The 17,662-nt window shown below is 67.2% G+C and carries 14 protein-coding genes; 7 read left to right on the forward strand and 7 right to left on the reverse strand.

From position 1 onward, the window contains the following. Position 1 precedes the first annotated feature (1 nt). Positions 2-1,699 (forward strand): exodeoxyribonuclease V subunit alpha, encoded by a 1,698-nt coding sequence (gene recD / locus ACZ5J1_RS18435; protein ID WP_464561170.1) that lies wholly within the window; start codon positions 2-4, stop codon positions 1,697-1,699. Positions 1,700-1,769: 70 nt separating this feature from the next. On the opposite strand, the gene ACZ5J1_RS18440 is transcribed toward recD, so the two are convergent. Further along, positions 1,770-2,387, reverse strand: a complete 618-nt coding sequence (locus ACZ5J1_RS18440; RefSeq protein WP_464561172.1) for an ACT domain-containing protein — start codon at positions 2,385-2,387, stop codon at positions 1,770-1,772. A gap of 45 nt (positions 2,388-2,432) precedes the next feature. Continuing rightward, positions 2,433-3,842, reverse strand: a complete 1,410-nt coding sequence (locus ACZ5J1_RS18445; protein ID WP_464561174.1) for an aminotransferase class I/II-fold pyridoxal phosphate-dependent enzyme — start codon at positions 3,840-3,842, stop codon at positions 2,433-2,435. A 66-nt stretch (positions 3,843-3,908) separates the two neighbouring features. Here ACZ5J1_RS18445 and ACZ5J1_RS18450 point away from each other — a divergent pair, with 66 nt between their 5' ends. Continuing rightward, on the forward strand, positions 3,909-4,352 hold the full coding sequence (locus tag ACZ5J1_RS18450) for a nitroreductase family deazaflavin-dependent oxidoreductase (protein ID WP_464561176.1): 444 nt from the start codon (positions 3,909-3,911) through the stop codon (positions 4,350-4,352). 55 nt (positions 4,353-4,407) lie between these two features. Continuing rightward, positions 4,408-5,352, forward strand: a complete 945-nt coding sequence (locus ACZ5J1_RS18455; protein WP_464561178.1) for a 1,4-dihydroxy-2-naphthoyl-CoA synthase — start codon at positions 4,408-4,410, stop codon at positions 5,350-5,352. A 424-nt stretch (positions 5,353-5,776) separates the two neighbouring features. Here the strand turns inward: ACZ5J1_RS18455 and ACZ5J1_RS18460 are convergent, their stop codons facing one another. From ACZ5J1_RS18460 to ACZ5J1_RS18480, 5 genes are all read right to left on the reverse strand, one after another. Continuing rightward, positions 5,777-7,252: an ATP-binding protein gene (locus ACZ5J1_RS18460; protein WP_464561180.1), complete on the reverse strand. Its 1,476-nt coding sequence runs from the start codon at positions 7,250-7,252 to the stop codon at positions 5,777-5,779. Continuing rightward, positions 7,236-8,399 (reverse strand): tyrosine-type recombinase/integrase, encoded by a 1,164-nt coding sequence (locus ACZ5J1_RS18465; protein WP_464561182.1) that lies wholly within the window; start codon positions 8,397-8,399, stop codon positions 7,236-7,238. Before ACZ5J1_RS18465 ends, ACZ5J1_RS18460 begins: the two co-directional genes overlap by 17 nt. A 59-nt stretch (positions 8,400-8,458) precedes the next feature. Continuing rightward, on the reverse strand, positions 8,459-8,683 hold the full coding sequence (locus ACZ5J1_RS18470; protein WP_464561184.1) for a helix-turn-helix transcriptional regulator: 225 nt from the start codon (positions 8,681-8,683) through the stop codon (positions 8,459-8,461). A 232-nt stretch (positions 8,684-8,915) separates the two neighbouring features. Then, positions 8,916-11,528 carry a MobF family relaxase gene (gene mobF, locus ACZ5J1_RS18475; protein WP_464561186.1) on the reverse strand — a complete coding sequence of 871 codons (2,613 nt, stop codon included), beginning with the start codon at positions 11,526-11,528 and terminating at the stop codon, positions 8,916-8,918. A gap of 1,018 nt (positions 11,529-12,546) precedes the next feature. Then, positions 12,547-13,209 (reverse strand): TetR/AcrR family transcriptional regulator, encoded by a 663-nt coding sequence (locus ACZ5J1_RS18480; protein WP_464561188.1) that lies wholly within the window; start codon positions 13,207-13,209, stop codon positions 12,547-12,549. A 149-nt stretch (positions 13,210-13,358) separates the two neighbouring features. Here ACZ5J1_RS18480 and ACZ5J1_RS18485 point away from each other — a divergent pair, with 149 nt between their 5' ends. Genes ACZ5J1_RS18485 through ACZ5J1_RS18500 form a run of 4 tightly spaced genes read left to right on the forward strand, consistent with a single transcriptional unit; the run spans position 13,359 to position 17,661 of the window. Then, complete coding sequence (locus ACZ5J1_RS18485; RefSeq protein ID WP_464561190.1) at positions 13,359-14,666, forward strand: alpha/beta fold hydrolase; 1,308 nt, start codon at positions 13,359-13,361, stop codon at positions 14,664-14,666. Further along, complete coding sequence (locus ACZ5J1_RS18490; RefSeq protein WP_464561191.1) at positions 14,663-15,922, forward strand: cytochrome P450; 1,260 nt, start codon at positions 14,663-14,665, stop codon at positions 15,920-15,922. The genes ACZ5J1_RS18485 and ACZ5J1_RS18490 overlap by 4 nt, the downstream gene beginning before the upstream one ends. 12 nt (positions 15,923-15,934) lie before the next feature. Continuing rightward, positions 15,935-16,258 (forward strand): 2Fe-2S iron-sulfur cluster-binding protein, encoded by a 324-nt coding sequence (locus tag ACZ5J1_RS18495; RefSeq protein ID WP_464561193.1) that lies wholly within the window; start codon positions 15,935-15,937, stop codon positions 16,256-16,258. A gap of 20 nt (positions 16,259-16,278) precedes the next feature. Further along, complete coding sequence (locus tag ACZ5J1_RS18500) at positions 16,279-17,661, forward strand: NAD(P)/FAD-dependent oxidoreductase (protein ID WP_464561194.1); 1,383 nt, start codon at positions 16,279-16,281, stop codon at positions 17,659-17,661. The last annotated feature ends 1 nt before the right edge of the window (position 17,662 follow it).

Raw genomic sequence — 17,662 nt, forward strand, 5'->3', positions numbered from 1 at the left:
GGTGATCGAGGTCTGGGAGCCGATCGACGCCCACGACGCCCGCTACGCGCGGTCGGCCACGGGGGTGCTGGCGACGTTCAACCAGCTGTGCGTCCTCACCGCCGCCGACGTGCACGTCGCCACCCGCATCTCCGCGATCGTGGGGGAGGCCGACGAGGCGGTCCGGCTGGCGTTGGCCCTCGCCGTCCGGGCGGCACGGTTGGGCTCGGTCTGTGTCGACCTGCGGGTGCCGCTCGAGGAGGCCCCCGACCTGCCCTGGCCGATCGACGACGCCGCGGCCTGGCGGGAACGGTGCCGGACCTCGGCGCTGGCCACGCAGGTGCTCCGGATCGAGGGCGACCTGCTCTACCTCGACCGCTACCACCGCGAGGAGGGACAGGTCCGCGACGACCTGCTCGCCCGGCTCGCCGCCCCCGCGCCGGTGGTCGACGAGGCCCGGCTGGCCGAGAGCGCCGCCCGGATCTTCCCCGGGGAGTCCTACGACGAGCAGCGGCTCGCCGCGATGGCGGCGGCGCGGCAGTGGACCACGGTGCTGACCGGTGGGCCGGGCACCGGGAAGACCACCACGGTGAGCGGACTGCTGGAGCTGCTCGCCGAACAGTCCGACCGGCCGTTGCGGATCGCTCTGACCGCACCGACCGGGAAGGCGGCAGCGCGTCTGCAGGAGTCCGTCGGACGCGCGGACCTCACCGCCTCCACCCTGCACCGGCTGCTGGGATGGCGGCCCGGCTCCGCGACCCGGTTCCGGCACCACCGCGGCAACACGCTGCCGCACGACGTGATCGTGGTCGACGAGACCTCGATGGTCTCGCTGACGATGATGGCCCGGCTGATCGAGGCGGTCCGCCCGACCGCACGGTTGATCCTGGTCGGCGACGCCGACCAGCTCGCCTCGGTCGAGGCCGGCGCCGTGCTCGCCGACCTGGTCGGAGGACTGCAGACCCGGGCACCCGCCGCCGTGGCGCACCTGCGCACCTCGCACCGGTTCGGCGCCGACATCGGGGAGCTCGCCACCGCACTGCGCCAAGGCGACGCCGAGATGGCCCTTCTGGTCCTTCGAGATGGCCGGTCTGGGGTGCGGCTGGTCGATCCGGAGGACGCGACCGCGATGGTCGAGCTCGAGGACCGCCTCGTCGCGCATGCGCTGGCGCTCTTCGAGGCCGGCCGGATCGACGACCCCGGAGCGCTGGTGCTGGCCGAGGAGCACCGTCTGCTCTGCGCCCATCGCGACGGCCCGGCCGGCGCGGCGTTCTGGAACCGCCGGATCGAACGCCGCCTCGCCGAAGCGCTCGACCTGCCGCGCCTGCCCGAGTGGTACGTCGGCCGGCCGGTGCTGGTGACCGCGAACGACTACGGCCTCGACCTGTTCAACGGCGACACCGGCATCACCGTCGAGACACCGACCGGGCTGCGGGTGCGGATCGCCGGTCCGCGCGGGATCAGCTGGGCACCGTCCCGCCTGGCCGACGTCGAGACGCTGCACGCGATGACGGTGCACAAGTCCCAGGGGTCCCAGGCCCGTGCGGTGACGGTGCTGCTCCCGCCCGAGGAATCACCGCTCCTGACTCGCGAGCTCTTCTACACCGCGGTCACCCGCGCCCAGGAGCAGGTGACCGTCGTCGCCAGCGACGCGATGATCCGCTCCGCGATCGAGCGCCGCGCGCAGCGCGCCACCGGCCTGATCCCGCGTTTGTCCTGACTTTGTTCGCCGAGATGGCCGGTCTGCCCGTCGAGATGGCCGGTCTGGCCCGCCGAGATGGCCGGTCTGGTCAGCCGCTGATCGAGGCGGCCAGCGAGACCAGGTGACCCAGGCGCGCGAGCTCGGAGTCGAGGAAGTCGGGGCCGCCACGACGACCGATGACGACGATCTCGTTGCCGTCGATCCGGGCGCCGGCGTAAACGGTCTCGTCGGGGTGCTCCGGGTCGGAGTCCACGTCGAGCGCACAGGCCTTCTCGATCTCGAGGAACGGCAGGGACTCGGGGGCCGACTCGGTCCGGTCGACGACACCACTGGCGCGGTGGATCCGCATCGCCCAGTCCGAGCGGAACGTGTGGGGGAGGACGTCGGTGAGCCGGGTGAGCGCCGCTTCGGGCTCCTCGGTCAGGCTCTCGACGGCTTCGAGGTCGAGGAAGAGGTTGCCGCCCGCGGCGTACCGCGAGATCCAGATGACCCGCACGCCCTCGAGGGCGTTGCAGGCCGAGACGATCGAATCGGGCATCGCGCCGGGCGCGGTCTCGAGGAGGACATCGTCGACCGCCCAGCCCTGGTGGGACTTCTCCACGATCTCGATCGCTTCGATGTCACCACCGGCTTCACCGATCGCGGTGGCGAGTCGGCCCAGGGATCCGGGGACGTCGGGGAGCTCGACGCGCAGCAGGTAAGGCACCGCTCGAACCTACCGGACTGTCATCACGATCACATTTCGCCAGCTTCACTTCACGACTTGGTACGTCGCGAGCGTGGGGTCGGCGGCGTAGGCGATCCGAACCCCGGCGACGGCGGCCCGCTGGAGCAGCGCCTCGGTGCCGGCGGTGATCTCCTCTCCGGGCACCAGCACGGGGATGCCCGGGGGATAGGGGGCGATCACCTCGGCGCTGATCCGACCGATCGCCTCGGCCGCGCTGACGGTCTCGGTCGCGGCGAAGAACGCCTCCCGGGGCGTCATCCGCATCGGCGGCAGCGCATGGGTCGTCGCGACCGCCGCCGGCGGTGCTTCGGGGGCCTCCGGCAGGTTCTCCAGTACGACGTCCACGAACCGCTCCACGTCGGCCGGCTCGTCGACCAGCGTGATGATCGGGATCAGCGTGGTCTCGTCGGCCTGCTCGGGACCCATCCCGGCCGCGATCAGGGCCTGCTCGATCGCCAGCCCGCCGCCGTACGGGAGCGAGACGACGAGCTTGGCCGGATCCGCCGTGTTCAGGACCGGCAGCCCGACCGCCTCGAGCCGACGTCGGGCGGTGGCGACCGCCTCGGCGAGCTGGCCCAGCCGCTCGGACCCGAGAGCCGAGGCCAGCAGCACCACCGAGCCGTCGACGGAGGCCAGGATGTCGCCGGCGGGGGACGTGGTGTGGGTGAGGTCGAAGGCGCGGTCGAGGCGGTCGGGGTCGAGCCGTTCGGTGCGGGCCAGCAGGATCGAGCCCTGGCTGTGCGCGGGCAGCGTCTTGTGCGCCGAGGTGATCAACGCGTCGGCGCCGAGGGCGATCGCGTGCTCGGGGTAGGCGGCGTTGAACCCGAAGTGGGCGCCCCACGCCTGGTCGATGATGACCGCCATCCCGGCGTCGTGGGCGAGGTCGAGCAGGGCGCGGCGGTCCGAGAGTGTGCCGACGTAGGACGGCTCGACCAGGAAGACCGCCTTGGCCTCCGGATGTGCCGTGATCGCCGCCGTCAGGGTGTCGACCGAGATCCCTTGCGGCATGTCGTCGACCACGTCGGGAGCCAGCCAGCGCGGGGTGAGCCCGGCCAGGATCAGTCCCGAGAGCACGGATCGGTGGGCGTTGCGGGCGACCAGCACCTCGTCGCCGGGCGAGGCGACGGCCAGGGCGATGGACTCGTTGGCGTGCGTCGACCCGCCGGTGGAGTAGCGGCACCAGTCCGCGCCCCAGATCGCGGCGGCCTTGGCCTCGGCAGCGGCGAGGGTGCCCTCGGCGGCCTTGATCTGCGCGATCGCGCCGTACATCGGGGCGTCGGTCGCGTTCACCGCCCCCAGTGCGGGCCACAGCTCACCGGCACGGCCCTTGTGCCCCGGCACGTAGAACGGGGTGCCCTTGTCGGTCGCCCAGGTCGACCAGGCGGCCATCAGGTCCGAGTGCAGGTCCGAGTGCAGTTCCGGTGTCTCGCCCATCCCGGCAGTGTCGCACCAGCGAAGTCGGCGCGGAATAACTCCCCCGGCCGAGGGCGCTGACCCTGCATGACACTTTCGGGCGAGTACGTTCCCAGCACGGCCAAGTGGGTCCGCGACCAGGTCGAGGCGTTCGAGGCCTCCAACGGCGCCGACGCCAACACTCTGCGCGACAGCGGCGATCCGATCATCGTCGTGACCAACATCGGTGCGAAGACCGGCAAGGTCCGCAAGACCCCGCTGATGCGCGTCGAGCGCGACGGCAAGTACATCGCCGTCGCCAGCCTCGGCGGCGCCCCGAAGGACCCGGTCTGGGCCTACAACGTGCGCGCCAACCCGAACGTCGAGCTCCAGGACGGCGCCGTCAAGAAGTCGTACGTCGCCCGCGAGCTCTCCGGTGCCGAGCGTGACGAGTGGTGGGACTACGCGGTCGCGACCTGGAGCACCTACGGCGAGTACCAGAAGAAGACCGAGCGCCAGATCCCGCTGTTCCTCTTGGAACCGGCGAACTGAGCCTGCTCGAACCGGCGGAGTAACCCCGCTCCACTCTCGTCTACCCTCGTCGTTCATGAGTGCGATCGAGGGCGTCAGCGAGATCTTCGACCCGGAGGACTGGGACGAGGTCCCCGGCTTCGAGGACCTGACCGACCTGACCTACCACCGGGCGAAGGCGCACGGCACCGTCCGGATCGCGTTCGACCGGCCCGACGTGCTCAACGCGTTCCGGCCCAACACGGTCGACGAGCTGCTCCGCACCCTCGACCACGCCCGGATGTCGGCCGACGTCGGCTGCGTGATCCTCACCGGCAACGGGCCGAGCGCCAAGAACGGCAAGTGGGCCTTCTGTACCGGCGGTGACCAGCGCATCCGTGGTCGTGCCGGCTACCAGTACGAGGACAAGACCATCGGCGCCGGCGACACCGGCGCCGAGGAGCCCTCGGTGATCGACAAGGCCCGTCTGGCTCGGCTGCACATCCTCGAGTGCCAGCGCCTGATCCGGTTCATGCCCAAGGTCGTCATCTGCGTCGTGCCCGGCTGGGCCGCCGGTGGCGGGCACTCGCTGCACGTGGTCTGCGACCTCACGCTCGCCTCGCGCGAGCACGCCCGGTTCAAGCAGACCGATGCCGACGTCGGCTCCTTCGACGGCGGCTACGGGTCGGCGTACCTCGCCCGCCAGGTCGGCCAGAAGTTCGCCCGCGAGATCTTCTTCCTCGCCGAGGAGTACGACGCCGAGACGATGCACCGGATGGGTGCCGTCAATCGGGTCGTCGAGCACGCCCAGCTGGAGAAGGTCGCGCTCGAGTGGGGCGCCAAGATCAACGGCAAGTCCCCGACCGCGCAGCGGATGCTGAAGTACTCCTTCAACCTGCTCGACGACGGTCTGGTCGGCCAGCAGCTCTTCGCCGGCGAGACCACCCGTCTGGCGTACATGACCGACGAGGCCCAGGAGGGGCGCGACCAGTTCCTGGAGAAGCGCGACCCCGACTGGAGTCCCTTCCCCTGGTACTACTGATCCGGCGCGTTTGCGCAGGTCAAACAGTATTTGGTGGTTAAGAATCCGCGTCTAGTCCGCAATAAGTCCGCAAGATTTCGACGCCGGCCGTTCCAGATCGACGGTTACCGAAGCCGACGGGCGCCACAGGTGTGTCTTCGCGACCCGGGGCGAGAGGGATGAGATCACCCCGGGCGTCAATGCGGAGCTCGATGCCAGGGCTGGCACCTTAACGGCTTGCTTGACTGCTGCCTCTCACAGCTTGTGTGCCCGTCCGTCGAGTCTTTGCTGGGTCGGCGAAGTGCGTGCAGCAGTTCTCGTTGGGTAGCCGATCGATAGCGGACCGGCTTGCGGGTTTCCATCAACAAAGAACTAACCGTGTTTTTGCAGGTCAGAGCGCATGTGCGCGGCCGCCGGCCGGTGTTGCGTAGGTTTCCATCAACAATCAGCGTTCGGGGTCGGCCCAGTACGGGACGTACCGAATCGACCGTGGTCCTGCCGACGGGTCGTAGACCGCGATCAGCTTCTCTTCGACTGCTTCCTTGATGAGTCGTGAGGCGAGTGCCTTGTTCCGTTCGGGGATCCCGAACCGCTCTCGGATACTCGCGTTGTTGGTCGACTCGTTGCTGACGTAACGCAGGCACGCATGTTGGTAGACAGCAGAGACGCGCTCGGGCTTGTCCATCTTGGTGAGCGGCTTGGGTGCGAACAAGGTGATCCGTGTCTGCTCGTCCTTCACCTCGACCTTCGCTGGCGGCAATTGGTGGAACTCGATCTCGAAAGCGATCTTGTCCCAGCCGCTTCCTCGTTCCTCCGCGACGCCGACCTGGCGCATCGCTGAGCCGATGAACTCATTGCGCGAGCGCGGCGCCATGTCAATGAAGCGCAGCGGCTCGACCAGCGGAAGGCCTGGGTTGGTGACCTCGAGCCGATCAGCGAAGATCTCGATCATCGGACCGGCGCCGGTGATCGTAAGGTCTTGATGAATCAATGCGTTCGCGACCAACTCGCGGATGGCAAGGCGCGGAAACTGGAGCTCATCCATGCGGATGCTGTCCTGGATGACTTCGCTGTTCGGCAATTGATCGGTGATGTAGCCGACCAACCCTTGGAAGCCCGCGGCGTATCCCCGCCTGCCGACCTGCTCTTTCTTGGTCTTGATCCGTGAGGTGCCTTCGTAGTGGATGACACGGGGCGCCTTCCGGGCCAACTTCGAGAAGTCGCTCAGGTCCTTGGCGTACAACAGCGCCCCGCCGTTGGTGATCTGCCAGCGGTGTTCGACGTTGTGTCGGATCAGACCTGCGCCTTCAAGTGCCTCGATGACGGAAGAACGGCTCTCTGGCAGTGGCAGTTTGTGGAGGCTGAAATATGCCGGATAGTCGAGGAGTTGGACGACCTCCTCAACGTCGAGGCCAACTGCAGCGCTGCGGTCCTCGAACGAGTAGGTGTCCAAGACCTTCCACAGTCGACGTTGGTGCTCCGGGAAACTGCCCAGTTCCTTCTTGTATGAACCGACACGGATGTAGTCGATGTGTTTGAACTTCACTGGAAGTTTCATGGCAGCGTCGACGCGCATGATGACTACTGGCAGGCCGTCGATCTCGACCGAATGGAATGAGAAGTCCACTTGCGGGTCCAAAAGCCGGAGAATCCACGGGTAAAGATCCTCGTTGCCTTTCTTCGCTTGTTCGGGTCGGAACTTGGTGCCCTCGATCGTGTGGTCGCCGTCATTGATGCCCCAAAGCATGTAGCCGGTCTCTTGGCCAGCCAGAGCTGCGGAATTGGCCAGGCAAGAGACGTACTGGCCGATCTCCTCGGGATCCTTATTATTGATCTTGAATTCGACCCACTCGTTCTCAGCTGGGAGCAGACAGAGGCGATGCGCGAGTCCGCGCAGGTCGTCGTCATTCGTCCAGTCCACGTGCCAATGATCCCGCATCGGTGGCCAAGAATGCGGGACTGACGGGGTGTTCGCGTCCGAGGGCTTCGATCATCAACTCAGCCGCAGCTGCCCGAGTCCGATCCTCGGCTGTTGGCCACAGGTGGCTGTAGGTATTCAGTGTGGTCGTCGCCGAGGAATGCCCGAGGGCTCTCTGCACCGTGACGACGTCACAGCCGGCCGCGATCAGCCCAGACGCATAGAAGTGGCGGAGGTCGTGGAGCCGCACGTCTGGAAGTCCGGCTGACGACCGGGTCGCCCGCCATCGCCAATCGATGTCGTTGTCGTACATCGGTCCGTCACCGACGGTGAACAGCCACGAGTCCGGCGCCGGCTCCTCGGGGAGGAAGGTCTCGATGTGCGCCTGCAGCATCGACACGAGGTCGTCGGGCAGGTGAACGATTCGCTCGGAGCCGTACTTGGGAAGCCGGACTGCGAACGTGTCGCCGTCGCGCTGGAGCTGTCGCGAGATCGTCAGTCGACGAGCCTCGACATCGATGTCGCCCACTTGGACGGCGGCCGCTTCGCCTTTGCGGAGTCCGGCGAACGCGCAGAGCGCGACGTAGGCGCGGAAGCCGTGCCGGGTCGAGACGCGGTTGCTGTCTGCATGAGCGAGGAGCGTTCCGACCTGGGCGACAGTCGGGACACGCATCGCTGCCTCGATCTTCCGACGGCGTGGCAGGGGGACTCCGTCGGTGGGGTCGTTGGCGATGACGCGGTCCGCGACCCCTGCTCGGAAGACCGAACGCACGATCACGAACCGCGTCTTGATGGTCGTCGCCGCCCACCTCGTTGACATCGCCTTCACCCATGTCTCGATGTGCGAGCGTCTGATCGCCTTCATCGGGACCTCGCCGAAGGCCACCGATCGAACGGCGAGGTCGGCGTTAGCGCGGGTCGAGGGGAGCCACAGTTGGCGGGGCGCCCAGTCGTCGTAGAACTGTTGGAACGTGACCTTTCCCGCCCGTGGATTGACGTAGGTTCCCGTGTGAAGCGTCGCTGTCACGTCGTCGAGCCAGGCGGCTGCATCGACCTTGCGCGCGAAGTGACGTGATCGCTCGCGGCCTGTGTCGTCGCGGTACCGGGCACGCCACCGTCCATCGGGCCGTTTGGCAATGCTTCCCGCCATGGGAAGTCTCCTTTCCTGATCGGCTTATGGTGTGTAGGACGGGCGCCGGACCGTCGCACTTATCGATCGCCCTGTGGACGATTGGCCTGTCCGGCGAGCCAGGTAAGAACATCGGTCCGCCAGTAGCGCACGTGGCGGCCGAGCTTGAAGCTCTTGGGTCCGGAGCCGAGATGGCGCCAATAGCGCAGCGTCCCTTCAGGGACGCGGAGGAAGGCGCAGGTCTCCTTAAGGGTGAGCATCTGGTCGCCGGGGTTCGGGTGTGCGGTGTCGTCGTCGGTGGCCATGGCTGGCTCCTCGCTGATCGATGACTGAGTGGTGTGGTAACGGACAGCGGTTCGCTGTCATGGGTTGCGGTGCACTAGTGGTGACGTCTGTTGGTCAGCGTGGACTGGGTGCGTTACCGGAATTTGGTAACGAATAGGGGGAACGTAGGGGGTACGAACTGGGGGTACGTTGCGTTTCCGCAGGTCAGGGTGCGTTCCCTAAGTCGTTCAACTTTTTCGTCTCGGGGGCTTGTCACAGCCCGATTCCGCGGGTTTCGGGCGCTGGTGGGCGGTACGCCGGCGGCGGTAGCGGCCGTGGAGGGACGGTGTTTCCATACCGATCGATGGCCTCGACTGCTCTGGATCGGGCGTGGTTGGGGCCGAGGTCGGCGCGGTCGCGGTTGAAGACGTCGACCCACTGTTGGCGGGCGTGGTCGACGCTGTCGGCGACGAGGTGGGCGGTGTTGTTGTGCCGGCCGCGGGTCATGGCGACGTACGCGGCGGCGGCTCCGGTCTTGTCCCCAATGAGGGCGTGGGCGGTGTTGACGGTTTCGCCTTGGGCGCCGTGGACGGTGGTGGCATAGGCCAGTTCGACGTGGAGGTTGGCGTAGTCGGCTGGGACGCCCTGGTCGCGGCCGTGGCCGTGGAGGAGGAGGCTGCCGTCGTCCCCGATTCCGGCGACGGTCCAGGTCTGCCGGTTGGCGACCTGAAGTTGCGGATCGTTGTGGCGGGTCGCAACCCGGTCGCCGAGGCCGATCTGCTCGCCCCGACTGGTTGTCACCACGTGGCTGTCACCGGACTCAGCGCGACGACGGTCGTGGATGGCGGCGTTGAGGTCGGCGACCTGCTCCCGAGTGTCGGCGACGACGAGTTCACCCGAGACTCCGACCTCTGCCAGGGCCGCGAGGCGTTCGACGTCGCAGGGATGGATGACGAGCTCTCCGCGGTCGACGAGTTGGTCGAAGACTGCTCCGGGGTCGTCGCCGTTCCGCATCCGGAGAGTCAGACCTGCGTAGTCGGGATCGGTGAACCGGTGGACCGTCTCGAGGTTCATCAGTGCGGTGGGGTGTACCCAGCCAACAGCGTGGTCGAGGACTCCGCCTCGTCCGACAGCGGGGAGTTGATGTCGGTCGCCGATGAACGCGACCCGTGCCCCGGATTCGTCGGCGATGGTGAGGAGGGCGTGGGCGGTGTCTTGGTCGAGCATCCCGGCCTCATCGACCACGAGCAGGTCCCCGGGCCGAAGCTGCGCAGCAGGGCCGGGGAAGGAGTCAGGGTCGCGGGTCCACTGTCCGCCGGTGTCCCACCGGTATCCGTGTTGGTGGATCAGCCAAGCTGCGGAGTGTCCCTGCGCACCCGTCTCAGTCGCCGCGATCTCGGCGGCTTTCAATGTTGGGGTGACCACCATCATCTGGTGTCGGAAGCGGGCCATGATCTGCTGGGTGTACCGGAGCAGAGTGGTCTTCCCGGCCCCGGCGGCACCCTCGATCACGGTCAGTGGGCTCTCGCCGGTCAGGGTGCTGACGACGTCGGCGCGGGACGGGTCGACCTGTAGCATCAACCGCCGCGCCGTCGCCGAGGGTCGGGCAGGGTGGGTCCCGCGGCGGGCGAGCCGGTGGATCAGGTCGGTCTCGACCTCGAGGACGCGTGGTGAGGTCAGTGCACGGACATGCTCAGGGACATCGGGCCGATCCAACAGACGGGTGCAGCGGGCGACCCCGCGGGCGGTGATGTCTTCGGCTAGTTCGCTGCGGGCGGCGGTACCGGCAATCAGTCCGGTCTCGGCGAGGAGGACTTCAGTGATCCCTCGAACATCAGCGGCGTTCCATGCTGACTTCTTCGACCCAAGGACCGAGATCGCGAGGTCCGCACAGACATCGCGGTCGATATCGACCACCCGGACACCCGAGAGCCCACCTGACCGTCCGCCTGAGCGCGCCCGGTCGGGGTCGGTGTAGCCGAGGTCCCGGAGTTCGCTGTTCCAACGTTCCACCAGTTCACGGCCGTCTTTGGGAATGACTTTGTCGGGTCGGGCCTTCGCCCATGCCTGCCGGTCCCATGCTTCGCGGAGTTTGGGGCCGGGTTCTTCGCCGGGGTGGTCGGCCCGCCAGGCTGCTTCGCTGGCGTCGCTGTTGCGGCGGATCTGTGCCGCCCGGGCGCTGAAGGCTCCGGCGAAGGGTTTGAGCTGGACGATCTCGGAGGTTTCGGGGTCGAGGGTGAGCCCGTGCTGGGAGAGGGCGATGCGAAAGGTCGGGTCGGCGGCGACGGCTGCGTGCCCGATCCCGTTGATCGCCTCGATCGAATCGCGGATGCCGACGGAGTGGATGCCTCGCCAGGCACCGGAGGCCCAGACGCGGGCATTGATCTGCAAGTGGAGGTGCCGGTGGGGGTCACCGGCGCGGGAGGTGTAGTGCCGGATCACTGCTGCCTCGACGGCCTCGACCGGGACCTGGACCTGGCGTCCCCGTGGTCCGATCCGGGTGGTGGCGTGCTCGGAGACCCAGCCGACGATCTCGGCCGCGGCTTTGTCCTGAGCAGCATCCAACGCTGCCGAGACCTCCGGATGAAGGGCGGCGGCCAGCGACCAGGTCTTGGGTCCGTTGACCACGACCTCGACGAACCGCAGGGCGTTCGCGTCCTCCCGGACCCGCCCCTTCTTCCGGCCCGTCTGCACATCGAGGCCAGCAACCCAGGCCTCATAGGTATCGCCGGTCAAGGTGCCGGCGTTCGCAACCGGCCCGTCCGCGGTGGCGGTCAGCAGGGTGGCGACACCGGTGCCTTCGGCGAGGTAGTAGTCGTCCGCCCGGGAGCGATCGGCCTCGACATATGCGCGGGCGGCACGTGCTGTGCCGCGGTAGAACTTCACGCCGCCATGCATCCCGTGACCACCGCCTCCGCGCGTGTCCGTCGATAACCAACGGACCCCTAGAAATGCCGCGTGGGCCACCCGAAACCGGGCGACCCATCTACGTCATTCGTAGCATGCGTGCCGACAGAAATGGGAGACGTTGGAGGAGCGGCAAGGGCAGTCAAGGCAGGCGTTTCGGGGGACCGTCGAGAGTCAACGATTCCCAGTAGACTGGCACGGCGAGCAGTAAGTCGAAAGCTGTGGACCCGTCCACCTGGCGACGCGACAACCGCCTCGACTGGCGTCACGTCTGTGTCAAGAAGCTTGTCTGAGTTGGAGTCTTAGGCCTGGCGATGATGAGTTCGGGAAGTGGCTTGTCCGATGAGTGGGGCTGTGAGCCGACCGCGGTGGAGTCAGATTCGTTGCCCTGTTGCCCTCCTGGGCCCGTCGCTGCACGTTCGGCCACGTGGGTGATCCCGTCATCGAGCATGCACTTGTAGACGAAGATCGAGAGCCGTCGCTTCAACGCTCGCATGGCTTCCACGGAGGCATGCCGGACCTGGTTCCGTCAGCTCTCACGATGTCCAAGTCCGGGCCGGCAACACCGAACAATGCACGCCGCCCGCCGGTCCATCGTCTTGGCAAAGTGGTAGAAGACATGCGCGCGCGGCCCCGGTCCCTGGCGCGCGGCCCGCTCGAACGGGACACGCTGAACCGCCATCGAGAAATCGTCATTCGTCGGTGACGACTTCGTTCGGCCAACCTCAGTCGACCGCTGATGCATCCAGGTGTCGTCAGCGAGAAACTTCTCAGTCAACATCGTCACGTCAGGGGACGCCGACACGAGTGCTCACCGCCACCACCGACCGAGGCGACGAGGTATTCGTTCAGTAACGCGATCCGCCGTGGGTCGGGTACTGGCCCACCATCGAGCCCCCCGGTCTCGACGTCCAGCACAGCTCGCCGCGCCGACTAGCTACGTTTGCGGCCGGTGCGAACCGCCCGACGCGGACGAACACCCGCCTCTCGGATACGTCTACTGCTCGGCCGCGCCGCCGATCGCTAGGAGGGGTCCGATCCGCTTCATCAGGCGGTTCGTCTCCAGGCGTGCGGAGCGTTCGTGCGCGGCCGCTTCGACGTTTGCAACCCGCAAAACGCCCATCATGACTGCACCCATGATCCTGGCATCGACAGGATCGGTCTCGGGGTAGCGAGCGTGCAGAGCTTGCCCGACTCGGTCTTCCCAGAGCGCGGAGTTGAGCAGTATCGCGCCCATCAGATCGTTGGACTCTTGCGTGATTCGGGTGATGGAGTCGAATAGGTCTTCGTACTCTTCCCACCACGTAGCGACGGCCTCCTGCAGCGCGGAGAGCATGTCCGGCTGGTCGCTGGCGCGGATCAGGTCCACCAGGCGCTGGTTGGTCACGTCAGCGATGTCGGTCACGACCGCTTCTTTATTGGGGAAGTAGCGGTGGAACGTTCGACTGGTCACGCCGGCCTCGGCAGCGATGTCAGCGACTGTCACGTTCGCGAAGCCGCGCTCGGCGAAGAGTCGGATGGCCGACTCGCCCAGGCGCGATGCGACCGTGCGCGTGTCTCGGATGAGGGTGCCCCGCCGTGCCGTGCTCGACCGCACAGCGCGCTCCGCAGCCTCAAGCAAAGCCGAATGCACCGCCTCAACCTGCGTCTCGCTGCTCATGGTGAAGACCCTATCGGGCTCAAGAGACAACGCCCGGAAGTGTTGCACGTCACGGTTTCGTGTCCTACTCTGACATTCGTGTCACATACGGACACGAAGGAACTAGGAGCAGCCGGCTGGCCTGCTCCCGATCAAAAGGAGACGGCGCGATGCCGATTGACGTGGACGGACAGAAGATCTTCGAGACGGCTCGCGCTGACAAGGAGCTTGCATACAAACTGCGCGGCTTCACCGGACGTGTCCGGCTCGGCATCCTCGGGCAGAACTTCGACCTGCTCTTTGAGAACGGCACCGCGACCACCCTCGAGGCCCCAACGGGCGAGGCCGACTTCGCCATGGAAGGCAGCGAAGAGTTCTGGAACAACAGCCTCGCCTCCCGGACCCCGAGTTACGGATACGACAGTGTCACCAGTGCCGGCATGAGCGGCCTGAGCCTGAGCGGCGACTTCACCGGCGTCGTCGCCCCGTGGTTCGGCGGCTGGCAGCGCCTGTACATCGTCGTCCGCGCCGCCATCGTCGGTCCGGTGGAGCGCACGGCGTTCCGCGACCCCTACCGCGAGACCGACAACGCAATCGGCCGCTACGTCTACATCACCGCCAACGACCAGGAATCCCGCGTCTACTACGAGACGGCCGGCAACGGCCCCATCCCGTTGATGCTGCAGGCGACCGCTGGCGCCGACGGCCGCCAGTACCGCCACCTGCTGGCTGACCCGCGTATGCAGGAGCGGTTCACCATGTACGCCTACGACCTGCCTTACCACGGCAAGTCGCTCCCGCCGGTCGGCGTGCGCTGGTGGGAGCAGGCCTACAGCCCCACCCGCGACGGTCTGATGAACTGGGCCATCGCCCTGGCCGACGTCCTAGGCCTGGACAACCCCTACTTCATGGGCTGCTCCGTCGGTGGCCAGATGGCCCTTGACCTCGCCGCCGAGCACCCTGACCGGTTCGGCGCGTTCATCTCCCTCAACGGCTGGTACGACGCCCCGTCCCTGCCCGCGGGCTTCAGTAACGACATGTTCCGCACCCCGGCCATCAGTTCCGACTACGCCCCACAGCTCAACTTCGGTGGCACCGCCCCGACCGCCCCGGAGCCCAACGCGCACGAGCTGTACTGGATTTACCGGTCCTCCTTCCCGGGCGTCTACGCCGGCGACAACGACTACTTCGCCTACGGCCACGACCTGAAGGAGAACGGTCACAAGATCGACGCATTCGCCAAGCCGGTCTACGTCATCACCGGCGACTACGAGGGCGCCCTCCATGACGAGGAGCACGGCGCACCTGCTGTCGAGCGCAACATCCCCGGCGCCAAGCACGTCAACCTGCCGCGCCTGGGCCACTTCGCCCCGAGCGACGACCCGATTTCGTTTAACGACGCTATCGTGCCCATCCTCGACGAGGTCATCGAGCGGGCCAAGGCGGGCGCCGGCAGCCCTGCGGGAGCAAGCGCATGACTGCCACCACGACCGTCGACGGCGCCCGGCCGACCATCGACTTCGACCAGCACACGCCCTTCTACAAGGAGAACTGGGCCCAGATCGCCGCCGACCTCCACGCCACCGGCACCCCGTTGGCGTGGACCGAGCACCATGACGGGTTCTGGCTCCTGGCCGACATCGACGCCATCCACCACGTCGCCTCCGACTACGAGCTGTTCACCTCGGTCAACGACCTGGACGGCACCGAGAACGGCGGCCGCGGACAGACAATCCCGCAGATGCAGTACCGGCTCCAGCTCGGCGAGTCCGACCCGCCGCTGCACACCGGACGCCGACGTCTCGAGGCGCCTTTCTTCTCCCCGAAGGCGCTGCGGAACTGGCGCCCCGTCATGCAGCGGCATCTCAATGAGGCCATCGACGCTGTCATCGAGTCCGGTGAGGCCGACCTGATCGACGACATCCTCATCCCGTCGACGTCGCGGACCACGCTGTACATCCTCGGCTACGACGCCAACGACTGGCGCGACGCTGCCGACGCCGGCCACAAGGGCGCCATGTTCCTTCCCGGCCACCCCGAGTTCCCGGGCGAGCAGATGGAACGGCTGCGGGTGCGGTTCCGTGAAATGCTCACCGAACGGGCCGCGAACCCGACTGGCGACATCATCTCCGCCATCGCCACAGCCGCGGAGGACGGAGAGCCGCTCAGTCTCGACATCGGCGAGAGCATGATGAACGCCCTAGTCTTCGGCGGTTTCGACACCACCGTTTCCAGCGCCGCGTTCGGGCTGCAGTACCTCGAGCAACACCGGGAGCACATCCCGCGCATCGCCGAGGACGCTCAGTTCCGCAGCAATGCGATCGAGGAACTGCTCCGGATGCATGCTCCGGCGACCGGCACCTCACGCACCGCTCTGAAGGACACCGAGCTCTTGGGTGTGCCCATCAAGAAGGGTGAGCGGGTGCTCATGTGGTTCGCGGGCGCCAACCGCGACCCGCTGCGCTTCCCGGACCCGAACACGGTGCATCTGGACCGGCCCAATGCCAACGAGCACGTCACCTTCAGCGCCGGAAACCACCGTTGCCTGGGGTCGCCTCTGGCCAAGATCGAGCTCGCCGAGCTGCTCAGCATCATCCCGGAGCGGCTACGTGACTTCCAGATCAAGCGCGACGAGGTCGAGACCTACCCGCTCGCTGGTGCGGTCTCTGGCTGGGGTCGCGTCCCCGTCACCTTTACCCCCGGCACGCCCTCGACGGCCGGCACCTCCGAGTAAGGAATCTGACTCATGCCCAAGGTCACCTACACCGCGTTCGACGGAGCAAACACCGTCATCGACGGCGAGATCGGCGATTCCGTGATGACCACCGCGGTCCGCAACGGCGTCACCGGCATCGTCGGAGAGTGCGGCGGCGTGCTCTCCTGCGCCACCTGCCACGTCTTCGTCGAGGAGTCCTGCCTGGACAAGCTGCCCCCGGTCAGCGACCTCGAAGACGAGATGCTGGAAGGCACCGCTGTCGACCGCGAGCCGAGTTCGCGGCTGTCCTGTCAGATCAGGCTCTCCGAGGAGCTGGGCGACTTCGCCGTCACCCTGCCCGAGTACCAGGACTGACTGAGCAGGACTGATCCGTCATGAACAACGACCACTCGCGTCCCCAGACCAACGGCGAGCCCAGCAAAGGGCACGGCGATCGACTCAGCGACGCGCCGCGCCGGGACACCGACGTCCTCATCGTCGGCGCCAGCCAGGCCGGCGTCCAGCTCGCGGTGTCGCTTCGCGAAGAAGGCTTCGCTGGCCGAATCACGCTGCTAGGAGCGGAAACCCATCCGCCCTACCAGCGCCCGCCGCTGTCGAAGGCCGCCCTCCACGGTCCCCTAGCACTGGAGTCACTGCACTTCCGGAGCGAGGACTTCTACGCCGCCCAGCGCATCGACCTGGTGCTTGGGACGCGAGTGGTCTCAGTTGCAACAGAACCTGACGGAAGCGGCGAGGCGCTCACCGAGCACGGCACTGTGATCGGCTTCGGGCGCCTCGCCCTTACCGTCGGCGCACGGCCCCGACGCCTCCCCATCCCTGGTGCCGGCAGCGACGGCGTCTACTACCTGCGCGACGCCACCGACAGCGACCGCCTCCGCGCCGCGCTCACTCCCGACGCCAAGGTGCTCGTCGTCGGAGGCGGATTCATCGGCCTCGAGGTCGCCGCCAGCGCCCGCAAGCTCGGCTGCCAGACCTCGGTCGTCCTCGCCGACGACCGGCTCATGGCGCGAGCCGTCGGCCCGCACATCAGCGACGCCTTCCACGGCGCCCACCAGCGACGCGGCGTCAGCATCCGCCTGGCAATCACCCCAGTCCGGATAATCGCCAACGATCTGGGCCTAGTGCGTGCCATCGAACTGAGTGACGGCTCCAGCGTCGAGGCGGACGTAGTGGTCGTCGGCATCGGCGCCTCGCCCCGAACCGAGCTTGCCGAGCAGATAGGCCTGGCCGTGGACAACGGCATCGTCATCGATGAACGTGGCCTCACCTCCGACGGGCACACTGTCGCGGCCGGTGACTGCGTCAACTCTCCCAATCCGGTCGCGGCCGTCTCCGGCACCGAGCGGATGCGGTTCGAGTCTGTCTCCACTGCCATCGAGCAGGCCAAGACCGCCGCCGCCACCTTGGCTGGACGCGACGACTCCTACCGGGCGGTGCCGTGGTTCTGGTCCGACCAGTTCGACCTCAAGCTCCAAGCCGCCGGCCTCGTCAGCGCCACCGCCGACTGCGTAGTCCGCGGCGACGTAACTTCCGAGAAGTTCTCCGTCCTCTACTACGACAAGGACCGGCTCATTGCCGGCGAGTGCGTCAACAGTCCCGCAGACTTTCTCGCGGTGCGCAGCGCCCTCACCAACGGACGAACCATCGACCAAGCCACCGCCTGCGACCCGGCAGTGCCGCTGAAGAAGGCGGTTTGTGACCTGCCCGGCGACCGCGCACTAGCCGCCGCACTCTTGGCGCACACCGCCGCCTCCTGAC

This window comes from Nocardioides sp. JCM 18999, from assembly GCF_055391175.1.